Here is a 20,037-nt window from a genome sequence, read left to right as displayed (position 1 = left end):
AAATGAACAGAATGAATAATTCCTATGCGGTAGTTTGGTTTAGTTTCTTTATTTTTATGCTTTGGGGTTGTGAAAGTAGCGAAAGAGGCACCAGATATGCCGATTATCCAATGTATAGCATTAATGTAGATAGTGCAAAACTAAGTACTGAAAGTGTTACTTATAATCAAATTTCTATGCTTTTACCCAGATATTGGGATGATGTGGTAAGTATGGAGGATTTGAATACGGAAATGGTCAAATTTGCGGCAATTCATGAAACGTATTTATCGCCCTCAGAAAATATTTATGGGGATGAATTAAAGAATGCTTTTGTCATTATTTCAGAAGTGATAAGCGAAAGCTACCTGAATGAACTCTTGAATAATACAGAGAATCTCTTAAATCCGGATGGTGATTTATCAAATTTGCGAAAAGAGTCTTATCAGTTGAAAAGTTTTTTGATACACCATTACTTATTACAAACCCCCAGATGGGTCAATATGAAAATTTTAATTGAAAAGGGTTTGGAAAATCCTGTTCAGATAGATTTTATAATGCCTTCCTATGTTTATGTTGATGAATCAGAGATTTTGCAATCATCCATTGGTTCTCTATCTAAAATACAATAAAAGCAAGGCATTTACTTTTTATAATAAACATTTTCTAACAAAAAGTTTTTATCTTATAAAGGTTTGAATTCACTAAAAAAAACTTATATTTATCATTTATGAAGATTGGCAAACTTATTGCAATTCAATTTAGGATAAAAAAAGCATCGGCTTAGAATTAAAAATGAAAACCAAATTAATTATGCGTACATTATTTTTAGTATTTTTCTCTTTGATAGTTTGGCAACTTAATGCCTCTAATAATGAAAGTCAGGATGAATCAATAAATTGGTTGCCCATCCAGGAGGCACTTGAAAAAAATACAGCAAACCCAAAGAAAATTTTCATTGACGTTTACACGGATTGGTGCGGCTGGTGCCGTCGTATGGACCAAAATACATACTCTCATCCGTTTATTATTGAATACATAAACAAACATTTTTACCCGGTTAAAATGAACGGTGAAATGAAAGAGCCGATAACAATTGGAGATCAGGTATATCGCTTTGTAGAGAGTGGCAGAAGAGGGTATCATGAACTTCCGGCAACTTTATTACAGGGAAGAATGAGTTACCCGTCCATCGTTTTTTTAGATGAAAATAATGACCTTTTACAACCTATACCGGGTTATCGTGAACCCAATGCTCTCCATATGTTCCTTCAGTATTTTGGAGAGAATTATTATAAAACAGTTGACTGGGAAGAATTTGAAGAAAACTTTGAATCTCCAATCAAATAGTTTATCACCTGAGAGCTTTTTCAGTTTTTTAATTACATAAAAGTTATTTGGTGAAAAATAATAAACTACTGCTTTTAATCTTTTCGTTTTTTTTCTTTCTTTTAAATCTTCCTACTGAAGTCTGTGCTCAGGGAATTACAGCTTTTAAAGATGTAAGAGACCGTTTCTACATTTTTGATAATGGTGTAGTAAGGCAAATAGAACATTTACCTCCCAAAGAATACGCCGTTGGTAGAAATTATGTTGTCTATATAGATAATGCCGACCACTTAAAAATTTATTATAATGGAACTGTACAAACAATAGAACAGGACAGGCCACACTTTTTTTATGCTACCGATTTTTTAATGGTTTACAGAAGATTCAATGATATTTATGCGCTTTACAGAAATCGTATAGAAACCGTTGCCCGATGGGTAGAGTCCGATATAGTAATTACTGATAGCTTGATTGTTTTTAACGACCATCTCGGTTTCTTTCAGCTTTTTCAATATGGAATAACCAATCAGCTGGAGAGTTGGAGCGTACCGTTTTTTGATGCAAAAAATAACGTTGTTATTTACAATGATAGAAATGATTTTCTAAAGGCCGTTTACAGAGGTAATGTAATGGAACTAAACACTTATGGCAAGCCTTCTTCTTATGGGATATCTAAAAACACCGTAGCTTACATTGATTATATGGACAATTTTAATGTTTTTCATAAAGGGGAGATCACTTTATTGGAATCATTTAAACCATTGACTTTTAGTGTTGGTTTTGATATGGTTGCTTATGTAAATTCTCAGCAAAATTTTAATGTATTCTACAATGGTGAAATTTATGAACTTATGCAGTCCAGACCATCTATGATGCAATTGGAACAAAATATTATGGTTTATGCAGATCAATCTAATCATTTCAATGTTTTTTATAATGGTGAAAGCAGGACATTGGAATATTATATACCTGAGAGTTTCTATATTGACAGGGATATGTTAGTATATAAAGACCTGGATAACAAACTTATAGGATTTATTAACGGAGAGAAAAAAGTTTTATACAACCAAAATGTCACTTCTTATGAACTTTCTAACAATGTTGTTATGTTCAAAAGGATACCGCATCATTTATTAGTGTATTTTGATGGCCAGGTAATACAAGCTTTTTAAAAAAATACTTTCATAAACAGAAAGTAAAAAAAATAGAGATGAATATCACAAAAGATCAAGTTTTAGAAGCATTAAGTACTGTACACGATCCTGATTTAAAGAAAGATTTGGTCTATTTAAACATGATTGAGAAAATACAGATTGAGGGTAACAAACTTTCATTTACCGTTGTGCTGACTACTCCCGCTTGCCCGTTAAAGGAGCAGATAGAGGCAGATTGCAGGAAAGCTATTTCTACATTAATAAGTCCGGATTTGGATGTTTCTATAGAAATGACCGCCAGAGTTACTACACCGAGAAAAGATTTAAATTTATTACCGGGAGTTCGTAACATCGTTTGCGTAGCATCCGGTAAAGGCGGAGTGGGGAAGTCCACTGTAGCAGTAAATTTAGCTTTGGCACTTGCCAGAAAGGGTGCTAAAGTCGGAATTATTGACGCAGATATTCATGGCCCGTCTATACCTATTATGTTTGGACTAAAAGGGGAGCGACCTGCCATTCAGAAAATTGAGAATAAACACTATATTTTACCTATTGAAAAATGGGGCGTTAAAATTTTATCCATCGGTTTTTTAATCGATGAAAGACAGTCTGTTGTTTGGAGAGGGCCTATGGTTTCTTCAGCTTTAAGACAGTTTGTAACAGATGTAATTTGGGGCGAATTAGATTACTTATTGCTGGATCTGCCTCCCGGAACCGGTGATGTTCATTTAACCATTGCTCAAACATTACCTATAACCGGTGCTGTTATAGTGACAACCCCTCAGGATGTTGCTTTAGCAGATGCTCAGAAAGGTATCAGCATGTTCAGAATGGAATCTATTAATATTCCTGTAATTGGAGTAGTAGAAAACATGTCTTACTTTACACCTAAGGAATTACCGCAAAACAGATATTATATTTTTGGTAAAGGAGGCGGTCGAAGAATCGCCGAAGAGTTTGATACAAATTTTCTTGGAGAAATTCCGTTAGTACAATCCATCAGGGAAGGTGGAGACTTTGGAGCTCCTGTAGTTTTGGAAAAAGAAAATCCAACAGCAGAAGCTTTTATGAATTTAGGTGAAAATGTAGCCAGGTATATTTCAATTTTAAATGCTGAAAAGAAAGAAGTAAAACAAGTATAATAATCGGTTTTTTTTGATTATCTTACTTCAACGAATAATTATAAATAATGGTAGAAAATGCAGACATATTGGAACGTGTAGAACGTTCATTAGATACCATGAGACCCTATCTTAAAAAAGATGGTGGAAATGTCGAGGTATTAGAACTTACCGAAGAAAATATTCTTAAGGTTAGATTAGTAGGTGCCTGTGAAACTTGCCCGCAAAGCTATTTCACTATGAAGGCAGGTATAGAAGAAGCTGTCAAAAAAGCCGTTCCTGAAATCCATTCAGTAGTTGCTGTAAATATGACTAAGCCCAATTTGTAACATAAAAAAACCCGGAAATTTCTTCTCCGGGCTTCTTTAAAATGGTTGATAGAGTAAATCTTAGCGGAATATAAATCGTTCCGTGTGTAATCTGTTTTTATTGTCTTTTATGATTAAAAGGTACTGACCGGCAGGGAGGCTATTCCTGTTAATGGTAAACTCACTCACATTTCTGATATCATGTTCAAAAATTCTTTGCCCCTGAAAGTTATAGACACTTAAACTTGTAGCGATGTTTTTATTAAATTCAACTTGTAAATAGCTTTCTGCCGGAATTGGATATAAACTTATTTGAAATGAATTGTTTTCAGCATTTTCCATTTCAACATTTGAAATCACTTCCTCATCCAATTTATTTTCATAGTATGCTGCATTAGAAAGGTTTGATTCATCTATGTGTGTGAATGTGTTGTCATTATTTTCGTTTTGTAAATTTTTATCACTTAGGTTTTTATCATTCAAATCATCTGAAGTATAAGTAGAAAGAAACTTAAGAGAGTCAAAATGTACCACATAGGCATTGGGTAAATGGTCTTTTGAACCGGCTAACATAAAGCTTCCGTCATTTTTTTCAATAACACTTCTCAACCTTGCATCCCAGGCTTTTTCCCAGTAAAGGTCGCCATCTTTGCTTGTTTTGAAAAGAACAGAGCGGCAGCCATTTCCGGTGTTTTTATTTGCCAGAAATGCCAGCCCGCCGTCCTTAGTTAGGAGTGTTTGAAAGTAGATTCCGCCACAAGCTTCGCCATAGGTATTTTCCCAGATACTTATTCCGTAAGCATCTGTTTTCATTACTTTTATTTTATCGGTATATCCAATGCTAATGATACTGCCATCCGGAGTGATTGTCAGCCCGTAAGCATAATAGTGATTGTTATCTCCTGAAAATGTTCTCACCCATTCTTCTGAGCCATTCGCATCGATTTTTATCAGGAGTTTTTCATTTAACCCGCCGCTAACAGAAGATGTCCAGCCGGCTGCAACAAAACCGCCATCCGGAGTTTGTCTGATACTGTAAAGCTGATCATTAAGCGGACCTTCATGACGATAGTTCCACAAAATATTTCCATTTTCATCTAAAAGACTTACATAACTGTCATAAAGTGGGTTTGTACATCCGGTAAAGGTATATGTACCGGCAACTATGATTTGATTATTATCTAAAACCTGAACATCCCAAACATTATTCAGACAACTGTTAAAATAAATAGGTGTAGTCCATATTTCCTGTCCAACTAAATCGGTTTTGGTAATTACAACAGTGTCATAATTCAATCCGGCTGAATTTCCACCGGCATAAATTAAATGATTGTCGGGTGTTTTTCTTACTAATCCATTGATGTCAGAATTTTGAAAATGATGAAGAATCTCTCCTTCATTGTCAATCACAAATTGATTTGTTTGCCTCTCCGTATTAGAGTGTGGGCAAAAATCAGCTCCTGAAACCAGAAATTGGTTGTTATCAAGAGCCAGTATATCAAAAGCATCATTATAGCAAGTACTTTCGCCATAAACTTTATCAAAAATGACCTTTGCAGACATTGTTTGAGACATTAAAAGACCTGCGCTGAGTAGTGTAATAAAAAATTTCATAAAAAATGTTTTAAGTAATGTAACTTTTGGAGAGAAGTTAGCGTACAAATAAAACAGGAGAGAAGTAGTAAGCTGCAAGCGCGATAACAACTGTAAACTACAAGTGATTTTACCAAAAGTCAAGTATTTTACAAAAAAGTTTTTGCGCTTGCTTACTATTTTAAGCAAAAAAATGCCTCAAACCCTTTGTGGTATTGGAAATTCAAAAAAGAAAATCCCGGAATTAAAATTAATGGTTGTGCTTTAGAGATGGTTATCTCTTATGGTATGGTCTATCTGATTCAGCAAATAAAAGTCTACTATGCTGCACTGAAGTTTCTGAACATGTAGGAAAATGTAAGCATGAAGTAGCGATTTAACACACTGTTTTGACTTTCCTGTACATACAATTCAGAAGCAGTTCTCTGATAACTGTTATTGCTGTTGAGAATATCAAATACCCCTAATTTAACTTCTGCGGCTCCATTTCTGGCAAAACGGTATCCGATATTGGCATTTAACAATAGATAGGAATTTGTGAAATCTGCGGCAGAGGCATTATAAAAAAGGTGGTTTACTTCAGCTGAAAGATTCAATCCACTGTCAGAAACCCATTTGATATTTGCTCTTGTATTTTGTGAAAAATAATTGTTAGAAAGAGCATTAGGTGTATTATTATCAACCAGATTGTATTGTGCACTATATCCAACAAAGAAATCTAGCTGTTGGCTGATATTACTTGAAAATGAAAATCCCGAAGATAATGTCTGTCTGTTTGTGAAAAAACTATTTCCGTTAAACAGGGTAGGGGTTCTGTTGATTTGTAGGCCGGAGTTTATGCTGAAATTGCTTTTTAAAAATTTTACCGGCATAGAATAATTAACAAATATTCTGAAACTCATTTGTCCGTCCAGGTTTTGAGGTCTGCTGAGTTGCACACCGGCAGGCAGAAAAATATCACCATCAACAATGGTATCCGCATTTGCAAAAACAGTTTCATTACCTATAAAATTCTGACTTTTATTAAAGTTCATAAAAACAAAAAAGCTTCTGGATGTTTCAGGCATATTTCTATTGAAACGAAGATTTACATTATGTCTGTAGCTCTGAACCAAAGAAGGATTTCCTGCGCTAAGCAATAAAGTATTGCTGTTATCAATTACATTTTGCAGTTGATTAACTGAGGGTTCATTGGTTTGGGTACTGTAGTTTAGATTTAAATTCATATTTCTGCTCAGGCGATATCTGAAACGAACCGAAGGTAAAAAGCTTTGAAAGTCCTGGCTAACGCTTTCCAACTGAGGAAAACGCTGCTCTCCTTTTAATTGAGCCCACTGATAATTCATGCCCACACTAAAATTCCATAAAGAGTCATTAAAGCTGTAATTCACACCACCGAGATGACTTTCGTAAACACTTTCGTAAAGGTTAGTTAAGTTTGAATCTAAGGCAACGGTTTCATCTGTCTCAATATTAAAAGTTTCTTGTTCAGAATTATTCAATGAAAATCTGGGTCTGTAATTAAATTGTAATGTGCTTCTTTCTGTAATCGGCTCTGTATAGGCAAAGTTAAAACTATAGGTTTGTCTTCTGCTAAAGCTGGTATTTTCCTGATTTAAAATCACCAAACTGTCTGAATCTCCTTCGGGAATATTATAAAAATCAGTTGTTCCTTCACCGGATCTGTTGTTAAACTGCTGACTGATGTTTAATGAAAACGTTCTTCTTTCTTTTTCAAATCTGTGTCTGAAAAGTAAAGAATTATTCATGTTTAACGCATTGAATTGATTAGATCTTAAATTTTCGCTTTCACTGATCAATTCATTGTTTTGCATACTGCTGTTTTGTAAAATACTTGAGGAGTTTAAGTTTTGAAAGCTTACACCCGGACTAAAAATCAATGAACTTCTTTCAGTAATTGTATATTCAATCCGGCTATTGAATCTATGATTTAAATTATCACTTTCCGAGTTAAAAACTTCATCATAAATTAATCCTTGCCCTTCACCAAATAGGTAGTCTCTGTTAATTATTCTATTGTTTACATTATTAGTATGATTCACAAAATAACTGCCACTAACTTTGATATTATCTCCCCATCTATCGGTATAATTTACGCCTAATGAATGTATTCTTGAGTTTCCGGGAGTCGGCCCAATTCTGAAATTTCCCGAATCTCCACCTCTGCCTCTACCTCCTCTTCCGCCACGGCCACCTCTTTGGTTTTGAGATTGGGGTGAAACCACTCCGGTCAAGTCTTCACTATCAAAATTTTGCTGATTTATATTATTTGACAAGCCAATGAAAGAGATTCTTCTTTGCCCCTGAAAAATATTAGTTGTGCCACCGGCTATGTAATGGTTATCGGTGCCATAACCTCCAAAAACACGTCCAAATTGACCGGTACTCATGTCTTTACGGGTAATAATGTTTATCGTTTTTTCTTCATTTCCATCAGAAATACCTGTAAATCTCGACTGATCTGACTCTCTGTCATAAACCTGAACTCTTTCAATCATATCAGCCGGCAGATTTTGTAAAACTATAGTAGCATCATCTCCAAAAAATTCCTCTCCGTCTACTAAAACTCTCCTTACACTTTCACCCTGTGCCTGCACTTCTCCGTTTTCAATAACTATTCCCGGCATTTTTCGGATTAAATCACCGGCAGAAGCGTCTCTGTCTGATTTAAAAGCAGCAGCATTAAATTCTGTAGTATCACCCCGCATGACTTGTGGCTGTACTTCAGCTACTATTTCTATTTCACCTAATTCAAGATTTGGACTCAACGATATCTGACCTAAATTAATCTGCTGATAGTTTTGGATATCCAGTATAGTATCAAAACCTTGTAATCCCAGATAAGAAATTTCCAGTTTGTAAAGCCCGGTAGAATCAATAGAAAAGTTAAAATTTCCACTTTCGCCAGTAAGCATTGCTTTCACAACAGTTTCTTTTTCTTTATCCGATAAGATTATATGTGCGCCTATTAATTGCTCATTGTATAGTAAATGATTTACTTCTCCCTTTATTTGTATGGAGTTTTGAGCACTTAAGCTACTTGATACTGCAAAAAACAGGATTGAAAACAAAAAGGAAATTATGTGTCTTTTTTTCATATGATTGCATTTCAAGTCGTCTTGACTCTTTTAGGCGTTTAAAAAGTGCGGATTTTATTTTTAAATAGTTAAAATATTTTTTTTAAAAAAAAGCTTACAATTTCTTATAATTCAAATATAGTGCCTGTTTTCCAAGTAATTGATTTTGATACTCAAAAATAAACACGAAAATATTGAAAATAAAGCAGTTTGAGATTTTATATTTTTAAAAAAAGATGTATTTTTGTGGCCTGTTTGCTTTGATGCAAAAGATAATTATTTATTAACAAAAGGATTTAAAATTGACTGAAAAAAATTTAGAAAACCAAAACTTCGAGCAAGAAGAGTCTAACAAAGACAAAAACCCTGCTTCTGCCGAAGAGAAATCTCCAAAAAGTGATGAGAAGCAAGAGCAGGCTCATAAGGAGGATCCGGTAACAAATGATGCCGGTGAAGGGAAAAAAAGTGAAACTGAAGAAACTCCAACCGAAGACAAATCAGAAGAGCCATCAAAAGAGGTAGCTGCTGAAGAATCTTCAAAAGAAGAAAAAGTTGAAGAAACTGTTTCTGCTGAGGATTCTACAGAAGAAAAGAAAGCTGAAACTGAAGAACCTGCAGAGGTTACTGAAGAGAAAGTTGCAGTAGCTCACGACGATTATGATTGGGATGCTGAAGATGAGTCTAAGCTTGATTACACCAAAGGTGAATTCAAAAAGCTTGAGGATATGTATACCGATACACTCGTTGAAATCAATGATAACGAGATTGTAAAAGGTTCTATAGTAGGAGTTACAGAAAATGATGTTATTCTTAATATTGGTTTCAAATCAGACGGTTTAGTTTCAAAATCTGAATTCAGAGATTTAGATGAAATCAAAATTGGAACTGATGTTGACGTATATGTTGTTCGTAAGGAAGACGAGCGCGGACAACTTTTACTTTCCAGAAAAAATGCGAAACTTGTAAAAGCATGGGACACTATAGTAGAGTCTTATGAAAAAGAATTAGTAGTTGAAGGAAAAGTAATCAGTAAAACAAAAGGTGGACTTATTGTTGATGTGTTAGGAATGGAAACATTCTTACCGGGATCACAAATTGATGTGAAGCCTATTTTGGATTACGATAGTTTTGTAGGTAAGACAATGGAATTTAAAGTTGTTAAAATCAACGAAACGATTAAAAATGCCGTTGTTTCTCACAAAGCACTTATTGAAAGCGATATAGAAGAGCAAAGAGCTCAGATTATCTCAACACTTGAAAAAGGACAGGTACTTGAAGGTACGGTTAAAAACCTTACTGATTTTGGTGCCTTTATCGATTTAGGTGGAGTAGATGGTCTATTATATATCACTGATATTTCCTGGGGTAGAATTAACCACCCGAACGAAGTATTAGAGCTTAACGAAACCATTAATGTTGTTGTTCTTGATTTTGACGATGAGAAGAAAAGAATTTCTCTTGGTTTGAAGCAATTACAAGACCATCCATGGGATACTTTAGATAAAGAATTGGAAATTGGCTCAACCGTAAAAGGTAAAATAGTTAATATAGAAGACTACGGAGCTTTCCTTGAAATTATTCCGGGTGTTGAAGGTTTAGTCCATATTTCAGAAGTTTCCTGGTCATACCAGCCTGTAAACTCAAAAGAGTTTTTCAAGTTAGGCGATGCTCATGAAGCTAAAGTAATGACAATAGACAGAGAAGAGCGTAAAATGTCATTAAGCATTAAGCGTCTGAAGCCGGATCCATGGGAGAATGTTGATACGAAATTCCCTCCGGGTTCCAAGCATACCGGAGAAGTGAAGAATATCACACCTTACGGAGTATTCATTGAATTGGATGAAGGTATCGGTGGTATGGTTCATATTTCTGATTTGTCATGGACAAAGCGCTACAATCACCCTTCTGAGGTAACTAAAGTAGGTGATAAGATCGAAATTGTAGTTCTTGAAATAGATGAAGAAAACAGAAAACTATCTTTAGGACACAAGCAAATCGAAGAAGATCCATGGGATGCATTTGAAGAAGTGTTCCCTGTAGGTTCTATGCACGAAGGTTCTGTTCAGAAAAAAGATGATAAAGGTGCTATTGTCTTATTACCATACGGTTTAGAAGGCTTCTGCCCGATTAAGCATCTTAAAAAAGAAGATGGAACCACACCGGCTGATGAAGAAGTGCTAAACTTTGTTATTCTTGAATTTGACAGAAACAATAAGCGGATTTTAGTTTCTCATTCAAAATTCTGGGGCGAACAGAAAAATGAAGAGATGAAGCAAAAAGAAGTGGAAGTTCAAAAAGAGCAAAAAGTCACCAAACAAAAGGTTCAAAAAATGAACAAGCAGACTGAAAAGTCTACTTTAGGTGATCTTGAAGCATTGAATGAACTTAAGGAAAAGATGGATACTCAAAGCAAAGAAGCTGCAAAATCTAAGCTTGAAACAGCTGCCAAGAAAAAAGCGAAAGCGGCAGATGCTGAAGAAAAGGAAGCAGACGACGATGCTGAGAAAACATCTGATTCTGAAGCAGAAAAAAAGGCTGATTCGAAAGCTGAAAAAAAAGAAGATAAAAAAGAAAAAGACACTGATTCAGACGAGTCTAAGTAATTTTTAAATTCTTTATTAAGTAAAAACGGTTGTTTGAATTTTCAGACAACCGTTTTTTTATTTATAGAGTTGCTTGAGGCATCGATTGTCATTTTTTAAAATAAACTGCGCTTCGGGCTGCAAACTTTTTTTATTTTGTTATATACTTGCATTGAAAAATTAAAAGATAAATTATGAACTATTGGTTGGTAAAATCTGAACCGGGAACTTACTCTTGGGATGATTTGGTAAAGGATAAAAAAACTTTTTGGGATGGTGTGAGAAACTACCAGGCCAGAAATAATTTGAAAGAAATGAAAAAAGGTGACATGGTACTTTTTTACCATAGTGTTAAAGAAAAGCAGGTTGTCGGTGTTTCGGAAGTAGTAAAAGAAGCATATCAGGACCCAACAACCAAAGATGATCGCTGGGTAGCCGTTGACATTAAAGCAAAGGAAAAATTAAAAAATCCTGTCAGCCTTGAGATGGTTAAAAAAGATGAGCGTTTGGATGAAATTGCCCTTGTAAGACAAAGCCGTTTAAGCGTTATGCCACTGAAAGCTGAAGAGTTTGACGTAATATTGGAGTTGAGCAGATAACAAATTAAGCGGCTATTGCGAGCAGTAGCCGCTTAATTTGTTTTGATTCTTTTTATCGATGGCTGATTTTATAAAAGCCAACTATCAACCATATTGGGTATTTATTTCTTTTACCCATTTATTTTCAGTTTTGATATTTGCTTTTAGCTTACTCAGTATAGTAAATAAGCCGAAGTAGGTTCTGTTTACATACAAGGCATCTGCCGGCCCTCTGGCGCGTTTATTTTTATAAACCTCCGGAGTTTTAGACATACGCAATCCAAAGTCAGAGAGCTCATCTAAAAAGCTGTCCTCACCAAAATCAAAATGTTCGGTTTTAAAAGGCTTTGATAAAATTCTAATGGCTTCTTTTAAGCTGTTTCTAAAGAAAAATAGCTCTTTGGGTGTATCTTCTTCATACAGCATTTGAAGTTTATAAGCATAGTAATCAAATACATGATCATCATGCATAACGTCATCTTTTAGCAAACTGAAGAAATTTGTGTAAAACTCTTCGCTTATATTTTTTACGCAACCGAAATCTATAACCTGTATGGTAAAATCATCTTTTATCAAGAAATTTCCGGGATGTGGATCTGCATGAAATTTTTTCAAAACATGTATCTGAAACTCAAAGAAATCCCAAAGTCTTTGTCCAATTGAATTTCTGGTAATTTGTGGTAGATTTTCGACCTCGTCTAAGATGAGCTTTAGAGGTTTTCCGTTCATCCAGTCCATGACCAATATCTTAGAAGAAGAAACATCTTTATAATAGCTTGGAAATTCCATTCCCGGCAGGTGTTTGCAAAAATTCCCTAATTCAATTCCCTGTTTCATTTCCTGCAGGTAGTCTGTTTCTTCGAGCATTCTGTTTTTTACTTCTTCAAAGAAATCCTCAGCTTGCTTGCCTTTGATTCCAAAAATCCGGTAAGCTATAGGTTTAATTACCTGAAGGTCCGACTCCACACTTTCAGCTACACCGGGATATTGAATTTTAACAGCTAACTCTTTATTATTCAGGGCCGCTTTATGAACTTGTCCGATAGAGGCAGCGTGAACTGATTCAGGAGAAAAACTATCAAAAATATCCTCCGGATTTTTTCCGCTAACTTTTTTAAAGGTTCTTCTTACCAATGGAGCAGAAAGGGGAGGCGCCTGATATTGAGCCTCCATAAACTTTTTCGTAAACTCCTGTGGTAAAATATTTTTATCCATACTGGCAACCTGAGCAACTTTCAAGGCGGTACCTTTCAATTCTGCCAGGGAAGCATATATGTCTTCAGCATTTCGGCTGTTTAAATCGCTTTTGTCAGCCTTCCCGCCAAATGCTTTTTTGGTGTAGTGTGATAAATAATTTCTGCCTACTTTAGCACCTGCTTTGAGGAAACCGGTCGTCCGCTGGACTTTACTGACCGGAATATTATCTTTTTCTTTCATTTTATTGGATATGAATTATGATGAGAAAGAGGAAAAAAAGTTAGACTTTTTTCGAAACATAAAACGGAAAAAATCAATTGTTGAATCGACAGCACCGGGAGCCATTACATCAAAAGCCAACTTTACAGACTTTTCTACATAGGCGTCAGTATCTGTTTGTTCATGACTTTCATCTCTGATCCAAAACTGAAGCATCGTTAAATATTGATACCATAAAACATCCGGATATTTGGATGTTAGTAAAGGTCTTTCACTTAAAAGATTTTCTGATAAACCTTCATTTATCAAATTCTCACCAAATTCTTTTACAGTTTCTGCTGCACTATTTAAGTATGAAGGAATAACGGTTGACTTTGAAAGTTTACTGAGTTTAAAAAGTATAAAACTTCTGTTATCCATCCAGACTTCAAGCTGAGAAAAGCAGAATAACAGATACTTTTCATTAAAAGAATAATTTTTATAAATTTCTTGATTTTCAGCATTTTGAATGGCCTGATCTGTAAAATTTTTCCAAATAAACTTTTCTACTGAATCAAAATTGGGGAAGAGTGCGTAGAAATCCTTTTCTGAAATTTTTAAGTGTTTACAGAATTTAAATACGGACTTTGGGCTGGCTTCATGCTCCAAGGTATATTCTATGTAATAAGAACTGATTTTGTCTTTTAAATTTACCTTCGTTTCTTTTTTTGCTTTTGCAGGCATAATTATAATGTTTGCCTCTTAAACAGTTTATCTGCTTCTTTAGTTTAATAATTTTGATTATTTCATAAGTCTGTTCATTCAAACTATGATTAAGTGGATAAATTCAGGTTTAATTAAGTATTTAATTTCGGGGATTGAATGAAATGCTTTATTTTCATCATTTACTTTATGGTTCATTTTAAAAGCAATTTATGACATATACGGAGGTGATTGTGCTGATTACCTTAGTGTTTTCAATTATTTCCTTTCGTTCGAAAAAGATTTTTGAATGGGCTGTATTTATGCCTGTTTTAATTAAAAAGGAAAAATCTTATTACCGATTTCTAACCTCCGGATTTATCCATGCGAATTGGCTTCATTTAATTTTGAATGTGTACGTTTTGTATGTCTTTGGCCATGCAGTGGAAACAAATTTCAAACTTTTTTTCGGTAAATTTTCCGGTTTGTATTTTGTAATTATGTATCTCACAGCTATCATCATTTCTGAAATACCTTTATACATAAAAAATAGAAATAATCCCGAATATGCCAGTCTGGGAGCATCCGGAGCTGTTTCTGCTATTGTTTTTTCATTTATCATGTTTCAGCCAACCGGTTCAATAGGAATTATTTTACTTCCGATAACGCTGCCCTCTGTTTTGCTGGGGGTGCTTTTTTTACTATATTCTGCATATATGTCTAAATACGGAAGTGATAATATTGCGCATAGCGCTCACTTTACGGGAGCTCTTTATGGCTTTATCTTTCCGGTAATTATCAGCATAGAAGTACTTTACAGTTTTTTAACCCAAATAAACCAAATCATTAAATGATAGATTTGAGAAGCGATACCGTAACCCAACCCGGCAAGGGGATGTTGCAGGCAATGTTAACGGCAAAAACAGGAGATGATGTATTTCGTGAAGACCCAACGGTAAATGAGCTGGAGGAGTATTGTGCCGACATGTTCGGAAAAGAAGCCGGATTATTTGTGCCCTCCGGAACCATGTCAAATCAAATTGCTCTAAAAGTTTTAACCCGTCCGATGGACGAAATTATTTGCGATGAGCTTTCCCATATTTATAATTATGAAAATGGGGGATATGCCTATCATAGCGGCTTGTCAATTAAATTGATTAAAGGTGAAAATGGACTTTTTAAAGCTGAAGATTTGAAAAATGCTATACAGCCAAAAGCTGACTGGCTGCCTGAAAGCCGATTGGTTTGTATAGAAAATACATCAAATAAAGGTGGCGGCGGGTGTTATAAAATTGAAGAAATTAAGAAAATTAAAAACTTTTGCCTTGATAATCAGTTGTATCTGCATATGGACGGTGCCAGGATTTGGAATGCAATAGTTGCAAAAAAAGTTTCTCCTGCCGAATATGGAAAATATCCGGATACTATTTCTATTTGTTTTTCAAAAGGCTTAGGTGCTCCGGTGGGCTCTATGTTATTAGGAACTGAAGAACATATACAAAGAGCCCGAAAGATACGAAAAGCTATGGGTGGAGGTATGAGACAAGCCGGAATACTGGCAGCAGGGGCAATGTTTGCCATCAGACATCAAACAGACAGATTGGAAGAAGATCACCAGCATGCAAAAACTCTTGAGCGAAGCCTTGAGAATTGCAGTTATATAAAAAGTATTCTTCCGGTAGAGACCAATATTGTAATTGCAAGATTAATTGAATCTGTCGATATTGATAATTTCATTAATAATTTAAGTAATAATGGTATATTTGTTTCTAAATTCGGCTCCGATTCTTTTAGAATGGTCACGCACTTAAATATTGATTCTGAAATGATTGAAAACGTTTGTAAATTCTTTAATAAATTAAAAAACTAAATAGAAATGAAAATATTAGTACCAATAATTGTTTGCCTGTTAATGTTAACAGCAACAACTGCCTCAGCGCAAGGCGCCTATCTTATTAGAGAAACAACTTACATGCACAATGATAAGCAGCGACCTGCTATAGTGGTTACAGTTGATCCGGATGTAAGAGAGATTACAAGTGAATGGGCCAGCTATTGGAGAAGCGAATACAGAGTGAGACTGAGAGGACGCAGAGGAAGCCAAAGTGCTGAAAATGTATCCATTGAAGCTTTAAATAATAGAAATTTTGATTTATATACGGAGACAAAAAGAGAAGACGGTAAAACACGAATGTACGTTTTTGCTGCTTTTGGCTATGATATTTATTTTGGTGACAGCCAGTATCAAAATGAATTTGATTGGCTTAAAAAGCAGTTAGATAATTTTTTAAGTGGGTATCTCAGCTCATATTATCGCGACTTAATAAGAAGCAATGAAAGAGATTTGAAGCGGGTAGAGAGAGATTTAAGCCGACTGGTCAGTAATACAGAAAGAGCAGAACGAAACTTTAATAAGAATAAAAGTGATATTGAGAAATTGCAAAAAGAGAACAAAGCTTTAGAGGAGCAAATAAAGCAGGGAAGATCTGAAATCACTACTTTAGAACAACAAGTGAATACTCAGCAGAATGCTCTGAGCGAAATGGAACGTAAAAAAGAAAGTATAAAAAAATAGTATTATGAAAGAAGAAGTTAAACCGGAAAGAAATCGCCGTAAGGAAAATATTTACTTAATCGGCGGATTAGTTTTATTAGTATTGATAATTATAATTACCGTCCAAAATACGGATCCGGCAGAAGTGAAATTGTTGTTTTGGAGGTTTGAATTCCCCTTAATAATTATACTTTTGGCTATGTTTTTATTTGGATTTATTTACGGACAAATAAAGTCTTTCTTTTCTAACAGACAAATAGAAAGGGAAATAAAAGCCAGGGACAAATTAATTAAAGACTTGAGGATGGCACAATCTAAAAGTGGCGTATCTAATCAGCAATCAGATACTAACAAAAAAGATGACAATAATCGCGGATCTGCTTATAAGTATTAATAGCATTTTTATATTTGATTAATATTTGCAATATTCCGGTATAGTTTCTTGCGTCGGAATAAATTTAATCTTCAAGATTTTCAATAAGCTAACTATATACCCATGTTTGCAGGAAATAATACGGACAGTTGTTTTTTTTGAGATGGGGTGGGAGTGGGGGATGAACTCCGGATACTAAAAAACATCTTTTTTCCCTTTTTGATAATGTTATCCAGAATTTTAAAATTAAATGGCTTTTGATAAATGAGTCAATCCAATGATATAGAATTTGTTAAAATTCCGGTAGTGGAGAAGGAAAGACCATTAGCTGTAAGATTATTCAATTATAGCTTTTGGACAACTTTGATAGTACTTCTTTTGTCTTTCATTTTTATTGATGACCAAAAGAATATGTTGGGAAAATTATCTATTTTCATTATAATTTTACTTGTGGTTTGGGGATTCATGATAAAAAACCCATTCAAAATTATTGGTCATATAATTTTTAAAGATAACAAAATCCAGTTTATTTCCGATGAAAATACAATTACTTTTAATGTCAATGAACTAAAAGAAATTAAATTTGAGTATGAGGGTTACAAAGGAAGAGTAAGAATACTGCCACTGACTTTAGATTCTGGACTTGGTAATAAATTATATTTTAAATCTTTTGATGTTGAATATAATTTTGAATTATTTTTAGAAAATCATCACGTCTTACTTCTTAGAAAAATAATAAGGAATTGGAATGCAAATTACAATATAAGTTAAGAATTTTTAATATTAAAAACCACTAATAACCGACAAAAAACATTTTTGCCAGACATATTTACTACAAACAACTGTAAATCAATAATATGATAGTATTAGATTGTCATATTTCTAAACCCACCCCCTCAAAAAACAGATAATTGTATGTTAATTGGATCTTTGTTTCGCTTCTTCTTCCTTCTCTTGTATGCACGCCGCCCCTCTGTTGACAACCAATTCATATCCAAATGACTAATGAGATGCATTCTGATTAATGCAGCCACTGTTGAAAAGGCCTTTTTGCTTTTTGATATACCCCTGATAACATTAAGCAGTAGATGAGCGATTAGTGTACACCAAACTTGAGTTTTGATTCCATTTTCGGTATCCGAATAGAAATAACGAAGCTGAAAGTTCTGCTTTAATTTTTTGAAAGTTGTCTCTATAGACCAACGATGTTTGTAAATCAATGCCACCTCTTGCGGCGATATCTCCCAGTTGTTAGTGATGAACTTATAATTACGCCCCATTTCATCACGATAATAAACCAGCCTAAGACAAAGCGTCTTTTCCTGCTTATTGTCTTTGTAATTCAGATGAATGTGTTCTACTCGATAAACGCCATGTTCATCTTTTTTTATAGGGTGATCAAAAAGTACCTGTTGAACAATTGCTTTTGCATTATCTTTTAATCGGCAGACAAAGTTAACGTTCTCGTCTGACCAGTCGGCAAACTGTTTGTAATAGTTGTAAGCCTTGTCAAACACCAGCATACTGCCTTTGATTGGGTTTAGATGTTTGAGGAATTTTTTGTCGTGCATTTTTGCTTCACTAATTTTGGCAAAGACAGCTGAGTCGGCATGTACATCGGTCAGCATATGAACTTTTAAGCCTCCTTTTTTCTTTCCGTCACCTTTTGGATTACGGCCAAGACCTTTCATTACATCCGAAAACAACGAAATTGTGGTAGAGTCAAAGGCATAAAACTTCTCAAAACTGATTTTTTCTTTTCGGCTGACCGACAAAACAGGCTCAAAATGCTTCAGGAGCATAAAATAAACCTCCTTGAAAAACTCATTATTGCGATCTCTAAGGCCATCTCCTGCTGTGCTTTTCGCGGGAGAAGAATCAAGACCAAGGTAATTTAGCTTTCCGCCTAATGCGCGCATTCCATCGCAAACTTCTCACGGCTCAATATGCCAAAGAGCATTGTAGTGAGGTGCGTCCAAGAATCAAAGGTCTTGTAATAGCGGTCGGAGCTATGCTTGTTGACTAATTGGTCAAATTTATTGCGTGGAATAAGATTTAGAATTTGTTTGAAAACCGGCTGACCGACTAAATGCTTTGTGTTATCTTTACTGCTCATATTTTTTATGTTGTGGTGACACAAAAATATGAACCAAGGGGCGATGTTAAACCATCGTCCCTATTTTTCTCGGTCAGTAATGATTAAAAACAAATTTTAATTTTGGAAGATTGTCTCTCATCTATCGCAAGCGTCCGCTTCTGATACGACTATTTTGTATAAAAAATATTCCAAGTCATCAACAAACATGTAAATCTAATTCTTTTTAAAATAATTGTTCAAAAAACTACTCTAACAATTCAATTTTTCCTTTTCTGCCTGCATAATCGTATGTGTCACAGGCGGACGCCTGCGACAGAGATGAGCCTAAAAATCACTTTTCATTTAATTTTTTATTAGTTTTGTTAGATGTTTAAAAAGTTTACTAAACTTAACTTTTAATATATTGCTATCTGGAAAAATGGGTTTACTGTTTCACTGTAAAATCACATTTTTTAGTTTATCAAGCTTAATAGATTTTAAAGAATGACAACTAAAATTTTTCAACTTATATCATTACTATCAATAACCTTAATTTCTTCTTGTGATTTTAATAATTCCTCCACTGACAAGGAAAAGAATTTTGAAATAAACTTTGATATACCTGAATTGTCTGCTGAAGATATGAAATTTTCAGAATCTGAATATTTAGTTGCATGTAATATACTCGACAGTTTAAAGAATGGAAATATTGAAGGGACACTAGATTTTTTTGGCAAAGATGTTTTCCATGAAATAAACAGGGAAGAAAGCATGGCTTTATTGTATAGAATCATCCCTGTTATGCAAAAATACGAACGACCTCCCAGGGATCTCGTTAAATTTAACGTAGGGAATGCTTATTACTTTGATGAAAGACATAGTTATAAAACTTACATATTTCCCTTAAAGCAATCTACAGTAGAAGAAACCTTTCCGGATTATGAGATAGAATTCACCTTTTCTGAAAAATTAGTGAAAGATAAAGTTGTAAGTATTTCAAAAAGAAGGTTTTACCGCTCTCGCTCCAGCGAGTGAATTTGTTGAATAGCTTCCGGCTGAAATAAGTCTTCACCGTTGTGATACGGCTTCTTTGTATAAATACAACTCTATCTCATCAACAAACATGTAAATTTAATTCATTTAAAATATTTGTTCAAAAAACTACTCTAATAATTCAATATCAATATATCCTTT

At 34.4% G+C, this 20,037-nt stretch carries 19 protein-coding genes; 13 read left to right on the top strand and 6 right to left on the bottom strand.

Annotation, left to right across the window (positions count from 1 at the left end; genetic code table 11):
* The first annotated feature begins 2 nt into the window (after positions 1–2).
* The 5 genes from EA412_04340 (at position 3) to EA412_04320 (ending at position 3,912) form a co-directional block, all read left to right on the top strand.
* On the top strand, positions 3–611 hold the full coding sequence (locus tag EA412_04340) for a hypothetical protein (GenBank protein TVR80730.1): 609 nt from the start codon (positions 3–5) through the stop codon (positions 609–611).
* A gap of 181 nt (positions 612–792) precedes the next feature.
* A complete protein-coding gene (locus tag EA412_04335) occupies positions 793–1,329 on the top strand; it encodes a DUF255 domain-containing protein (protein ID TVR80752.1) in 537 nt (178 codons plus the stop codon).
* A gap of 47 nt (positions 1,330–1,376) precedes the next feature.
* The gene (locus EA412_04330; protein TVR80729.1) at positions 1,377–2,480 is read left to right on the top strand and encodes a hypothetical protein; all 1,104 of its coding nucleotides are present in this window, start codon (positions 1,377–1,379) and stop codon (positions 2,478–2,480) included.
* Positions 2,481–2,518: 38 nt separating this feature from the next.
* Positions 2,519–3,604: an iron-sulfur cluster carrier protein ApbC gene (locus tag EA412_04325; GenBank protein ID TVR80728.1), complete on the top strand. Its 1,086-nt coding sequence runs from the start codon at positions 2,519–2,521 to the stop codon at positions 3,602–3,604.
* Positions 3,605–3,651: 47 nt separating this feature from the next.
* Entirely contained in the window at positions 3,652–3,912 is a 261-nt protein-coding gene (locus EA412_04320) for a NifU family protein (protein TVR80727.1), read from the top strand.
* A gap of 60 nt (positions 3,913–3,972) precedes the next feature.
* Here EA412_04320 and EA412_04315 read toward each other — a convergent pair whose 3' ends face one another.
* Together EA412_04315 and EA412_04310 are read right to left on the bottom strand one after the other, a co-directional pair.
* Complete coding sequence (locus tag EA412_04315) at positions 3,973–5,505, bottom strand: T9SS C-terminal target domain-containing protein (GenBank protein ID TVR80726.1); 1,533 nt, start codon at positions 5,503–5,505, stop codon at positions 3,973–3,975.
* Positions 5,506–5,804: 299 nt separating this feature from the next.
* A complete protein-coding gene (locus EA412_04310; protein ID TVR80725.1) occupies positions 5,805–8,603 on the bottom strand; it encodes a TonB-dependent receptor in 2,799 nt (932 codons plus the stop codon).
* Positions 8,604–8,884: 281 nt separating this feature from the next.
* Here EA412_04310 and EA412_04305 point away from each other — a divergent pair, with 281 nt between their 5' ends.
* Positions 8,885–11,185 (top strand): 30S ribosomal protein S1, encoded by a 2,301-nt coding sequence (locus EA412_04305; protein TVR80724.1) that lies wholly within the window; start codon positions 8,885–8,887, stop codon positions 11,183–11,185.
* A gap of 173 nt (positions 11,186–11,358) precedes the next feature.
* Positions 11,359–11,763: an EVE domain-containing protein gene (locus EA412_04300; protein ID TVR80723.1), complete on the top strand. Its 405-nt coding sequence runs from the start codon at positions 11,359–11,361 to the stop codon at positions 11,761–11,763.
* Between the two features lie 84 nt (positions 11,764–11,847).
* Here the strand turns inward: EA412_04300 and EA412_04295 are convergent, their stop codons facing one another.
* Positions 11,848–13,191 carry an AarF/ABC1/UbiB kinase family protein gene (locus tag EA412_04295; GenBank protein ID TVR80722.1) on the bottom strand — a complete coding sequence of 448 codons (1,344 nt, stop codon included), beginning with the start codon at positions 13,189–13,191 and terminating at the stop codon, positions 11,848–11,850.
* Between the two features lie 3 nt (positions 13,192–13,194).
* Positions 13,195–13,881: a TetR/AcrR family transcriptional regulator gene (locus tag EA412_04290; protein TVR80721.1), complete on the bottom strand. Its 687-nt coding sequence runs from the start codon at positions 13,879–13,881 to the stop codon at positions 13,195–13,197.
* Between the two features lie 191 nt (positions 13,882–14,072).
* Here EA412_04290 and EA412_04285 point away from each other — a divergent pair, with 191 nt between their 5' ends.
* The 5 genes from EA412_04285 to EA412_04265 all read left to right on the top strand — a co-directional run bounded on the left by EA412_04285 (position 14,073) and on the right by EA412_04265 (position 17,537).
* Positions 14,073–14,693, top strand: a complete 621-nt coding sequence (locus EA412_04285; protein ID TVR80720.1) for a rhomboid family intramembrane serine protease — start codon at positions 14,073–14,075, stop codon at positions 14,691–14,693.
* Positions 14,690–15,709, top strand: coding sequence for a threonine aldolase (locus EA412_04280; protein TVR80719.1), 1,020 nt, complete (start codon positions 14,690–14,692; stop codon positions 15,707–15,709). The genes EA412_04285 and EA412_04280 overlap by 4 nt, the downstream gene beginning before the upstream one ends.
* 6 nt (positions 15,710–15,715) lie before the next feature.
* Complete coding sequence (locus tag EA412_04275) at positions 15,716–16,414, top strand: hypothetical protein (protein ID TVR80718.1); 699 nt, start codon at positions 15,716–15,718, stop codon at positions 16,412–16,414.
* A gap of 4 nt (positions 16,415–16,418) precedes the next feature.
* Positions 16,419–16,787: a LapA family protein gene (locus EA412_04270; GenBank protein ID TVR80717.1), complete on the top strand. Its 369-nt coding sequence runs from the start codon at positions 16,419–16,421 to the stop codon at positions 16,785–16,787.
* Positions 16,788–17,030: 243 nt separating this feature from the next.
* Positions 17,031–17,537 carry a hypothetical protein gene (locus EA412_04265; protein TVR80716.1) on the top strand — a complete coding sequence of 169 codons (507 nt, stop codon included), beginning with the start codon at positions 17,031–17,033 and terminating at the stop codon, positions 17,535–17,537.
* Between the two features lie 125 nt (positions 17,538–17,662).
* Here the strand turns inward: EA412_04265 and EA412_04260 are convergent, their stop codons facing one another.
* Positions 17,663–18,685 (bottom strand): IS4 family transposase, encoded by a 1,023-nt coding sequence (locus tag EA412_04260; protein ID TVR80715.1) that lies wholly within the window; start codon positions 18,683–18,685, stop codon positions 17,663–17,665.
* Positions 18,673–18,882, bottom strand: a complete 210-nt coding sequence (locus EA412_04255) for a DUF4372 domain-containing protein (GenBank protein ID TVR80714.1) — start codon at positions 18,880–18,882, stop codon at positions 18,673–18,675. The genes EA412_04260 and EA412_04255 overlap by 13 nt, the downstream gene beginning before the upstream one ends.
* Before the next feature lie 465 nt (positions 18,883–19,347).
* Between EA412_04255 and EA412_04250 the strand changes: the two genes are divergently transcribed.
* Entirely contained in the window at positions 19,348–19,878 is a 531-nt protein-coding gene (locus EA412_04250) for a hypothetical protein (GenBank protein TVR80713.1), read from the top strand.
* The last annotated feature ends 159 nt before the right edge of the window (positions 19,879–20,037 follow it).

This window comes from Chitinophagaceae bacterium, assembly GCA_007695095.1.
GTDB lineage: Bacteria > Bacteroidota > Bacteroidia > Chitinophagales > REEL01 > REEL01.
Note: the sequence above shows the minus strand (reverse complement) of the source record. Positions and strands in the feature narration are given on the sequence as shown.

Bases quoted from the DNA above. Each gene is read 5' to 3' on its own strand.
- EA412_04340 (TVR80730.1), top strand. From the start codon at position 3: ATGAACAGAATGAATAATTCCTATGCGGTAGTTTGGTTTAGTTTCTTT.
- EA412_04335 (TVR80752.1), top strand. From the start codon at position 793: ATGCGTACATTATTTTTAGTATTTTTCTCTTTGATAGTTTGGCAACTT.
- EA412_04325 (TVR80728.1), top strand. From the start codon at position 2,519: ATGAATATCACAAAAGATCAAGTTTTAGAAGCATTAAGTACTGTACAC.
- EA412_04320 (TVR80727.1), top strand. From the start codon at position 3,652: ATGGTAGAAAATGCAGACATATTGGAACGTGTAGAACGTTCATTAGAT.
- EA412_04315 (TVR80726.1), bottom strand. From the start codon at position 5,505: ATGAAATTTTTTATTACACTACTCAGCGCAGGTCTTTTAATGTCTCAA.
- EA412_04310 (TVR80725.1), bottom strand. From the start codon at position 8,603: ATGAAAAAAAGACACATAATTTCCTTTTTGTTTTCAATCCTGTTTTTT.
- EA412_04300 (TVR80723.1), top strand. From the start codon at position 11,359: ATGAACTATTGGTTGGTAAAATCTGAACCGGGAACTTACTCTTGGGAT.
- EA412_04290 (TVR80721.1), bottom strand. From the start codon at position 13,881: ATGCCTGCAAAAGCAAAAAAAGAAACGAAGGTAAATTTAAAAGACAAA.
- EA412_04285 (TVR80720.1), top strand. From the start codon at position 14,073: ATGACATATACGGAGGTGATTGTGCTGATTACCTTAGTGTTTTCAATT.
- EA412_04280 (TVR80719.1), top strand. From the start codon at position 14,690: ATGATAGATTTGAGAAGCGATACCGTAACCCAACCCGGCAAGGGGATG.
- EA412_04275 (TVR80718.1), top strand. From the start codon at position 15,716: ATGAAAATATTAGTACCAATAATTGTTTGCCTGTTAATGTTAACAGCA.
- EA412_04270 (TVR80717.1), top strand. From the start codon at position 16,419: ATGAAAGAAGAAGTTAAACCGGAAAGAAATCGCCGTAAGGAAAATATT.
- EA412_04265 (TVR80716.1), top strand. From the start codon at position 17,031: ATGAGTCAATCCAATGATATAGAATTTGTTAAAATTCCGGTAGTGGAG.
- EA412_04260 (TVR80715.1), bottom strand. From the start codon at position 18,685: ATGCGCGCATTAGGCGGAAAGCTAAATTACCTTGGTCTTGATTCTTCT.
- EA412_04255 (TVR80714.1), bottom strand. From the start codon at position 18,882: ATGAGCAGTAAAGATAACACAAAGCATTTAGTCGGTCAGCCGGTTTTC.
- EA412_04250 (TVR80713.1), top strand. From the start codon at position 19,348: ATGACAACTAAAATTTTTCAACTTATATCATTACTATCAATAACCTTA.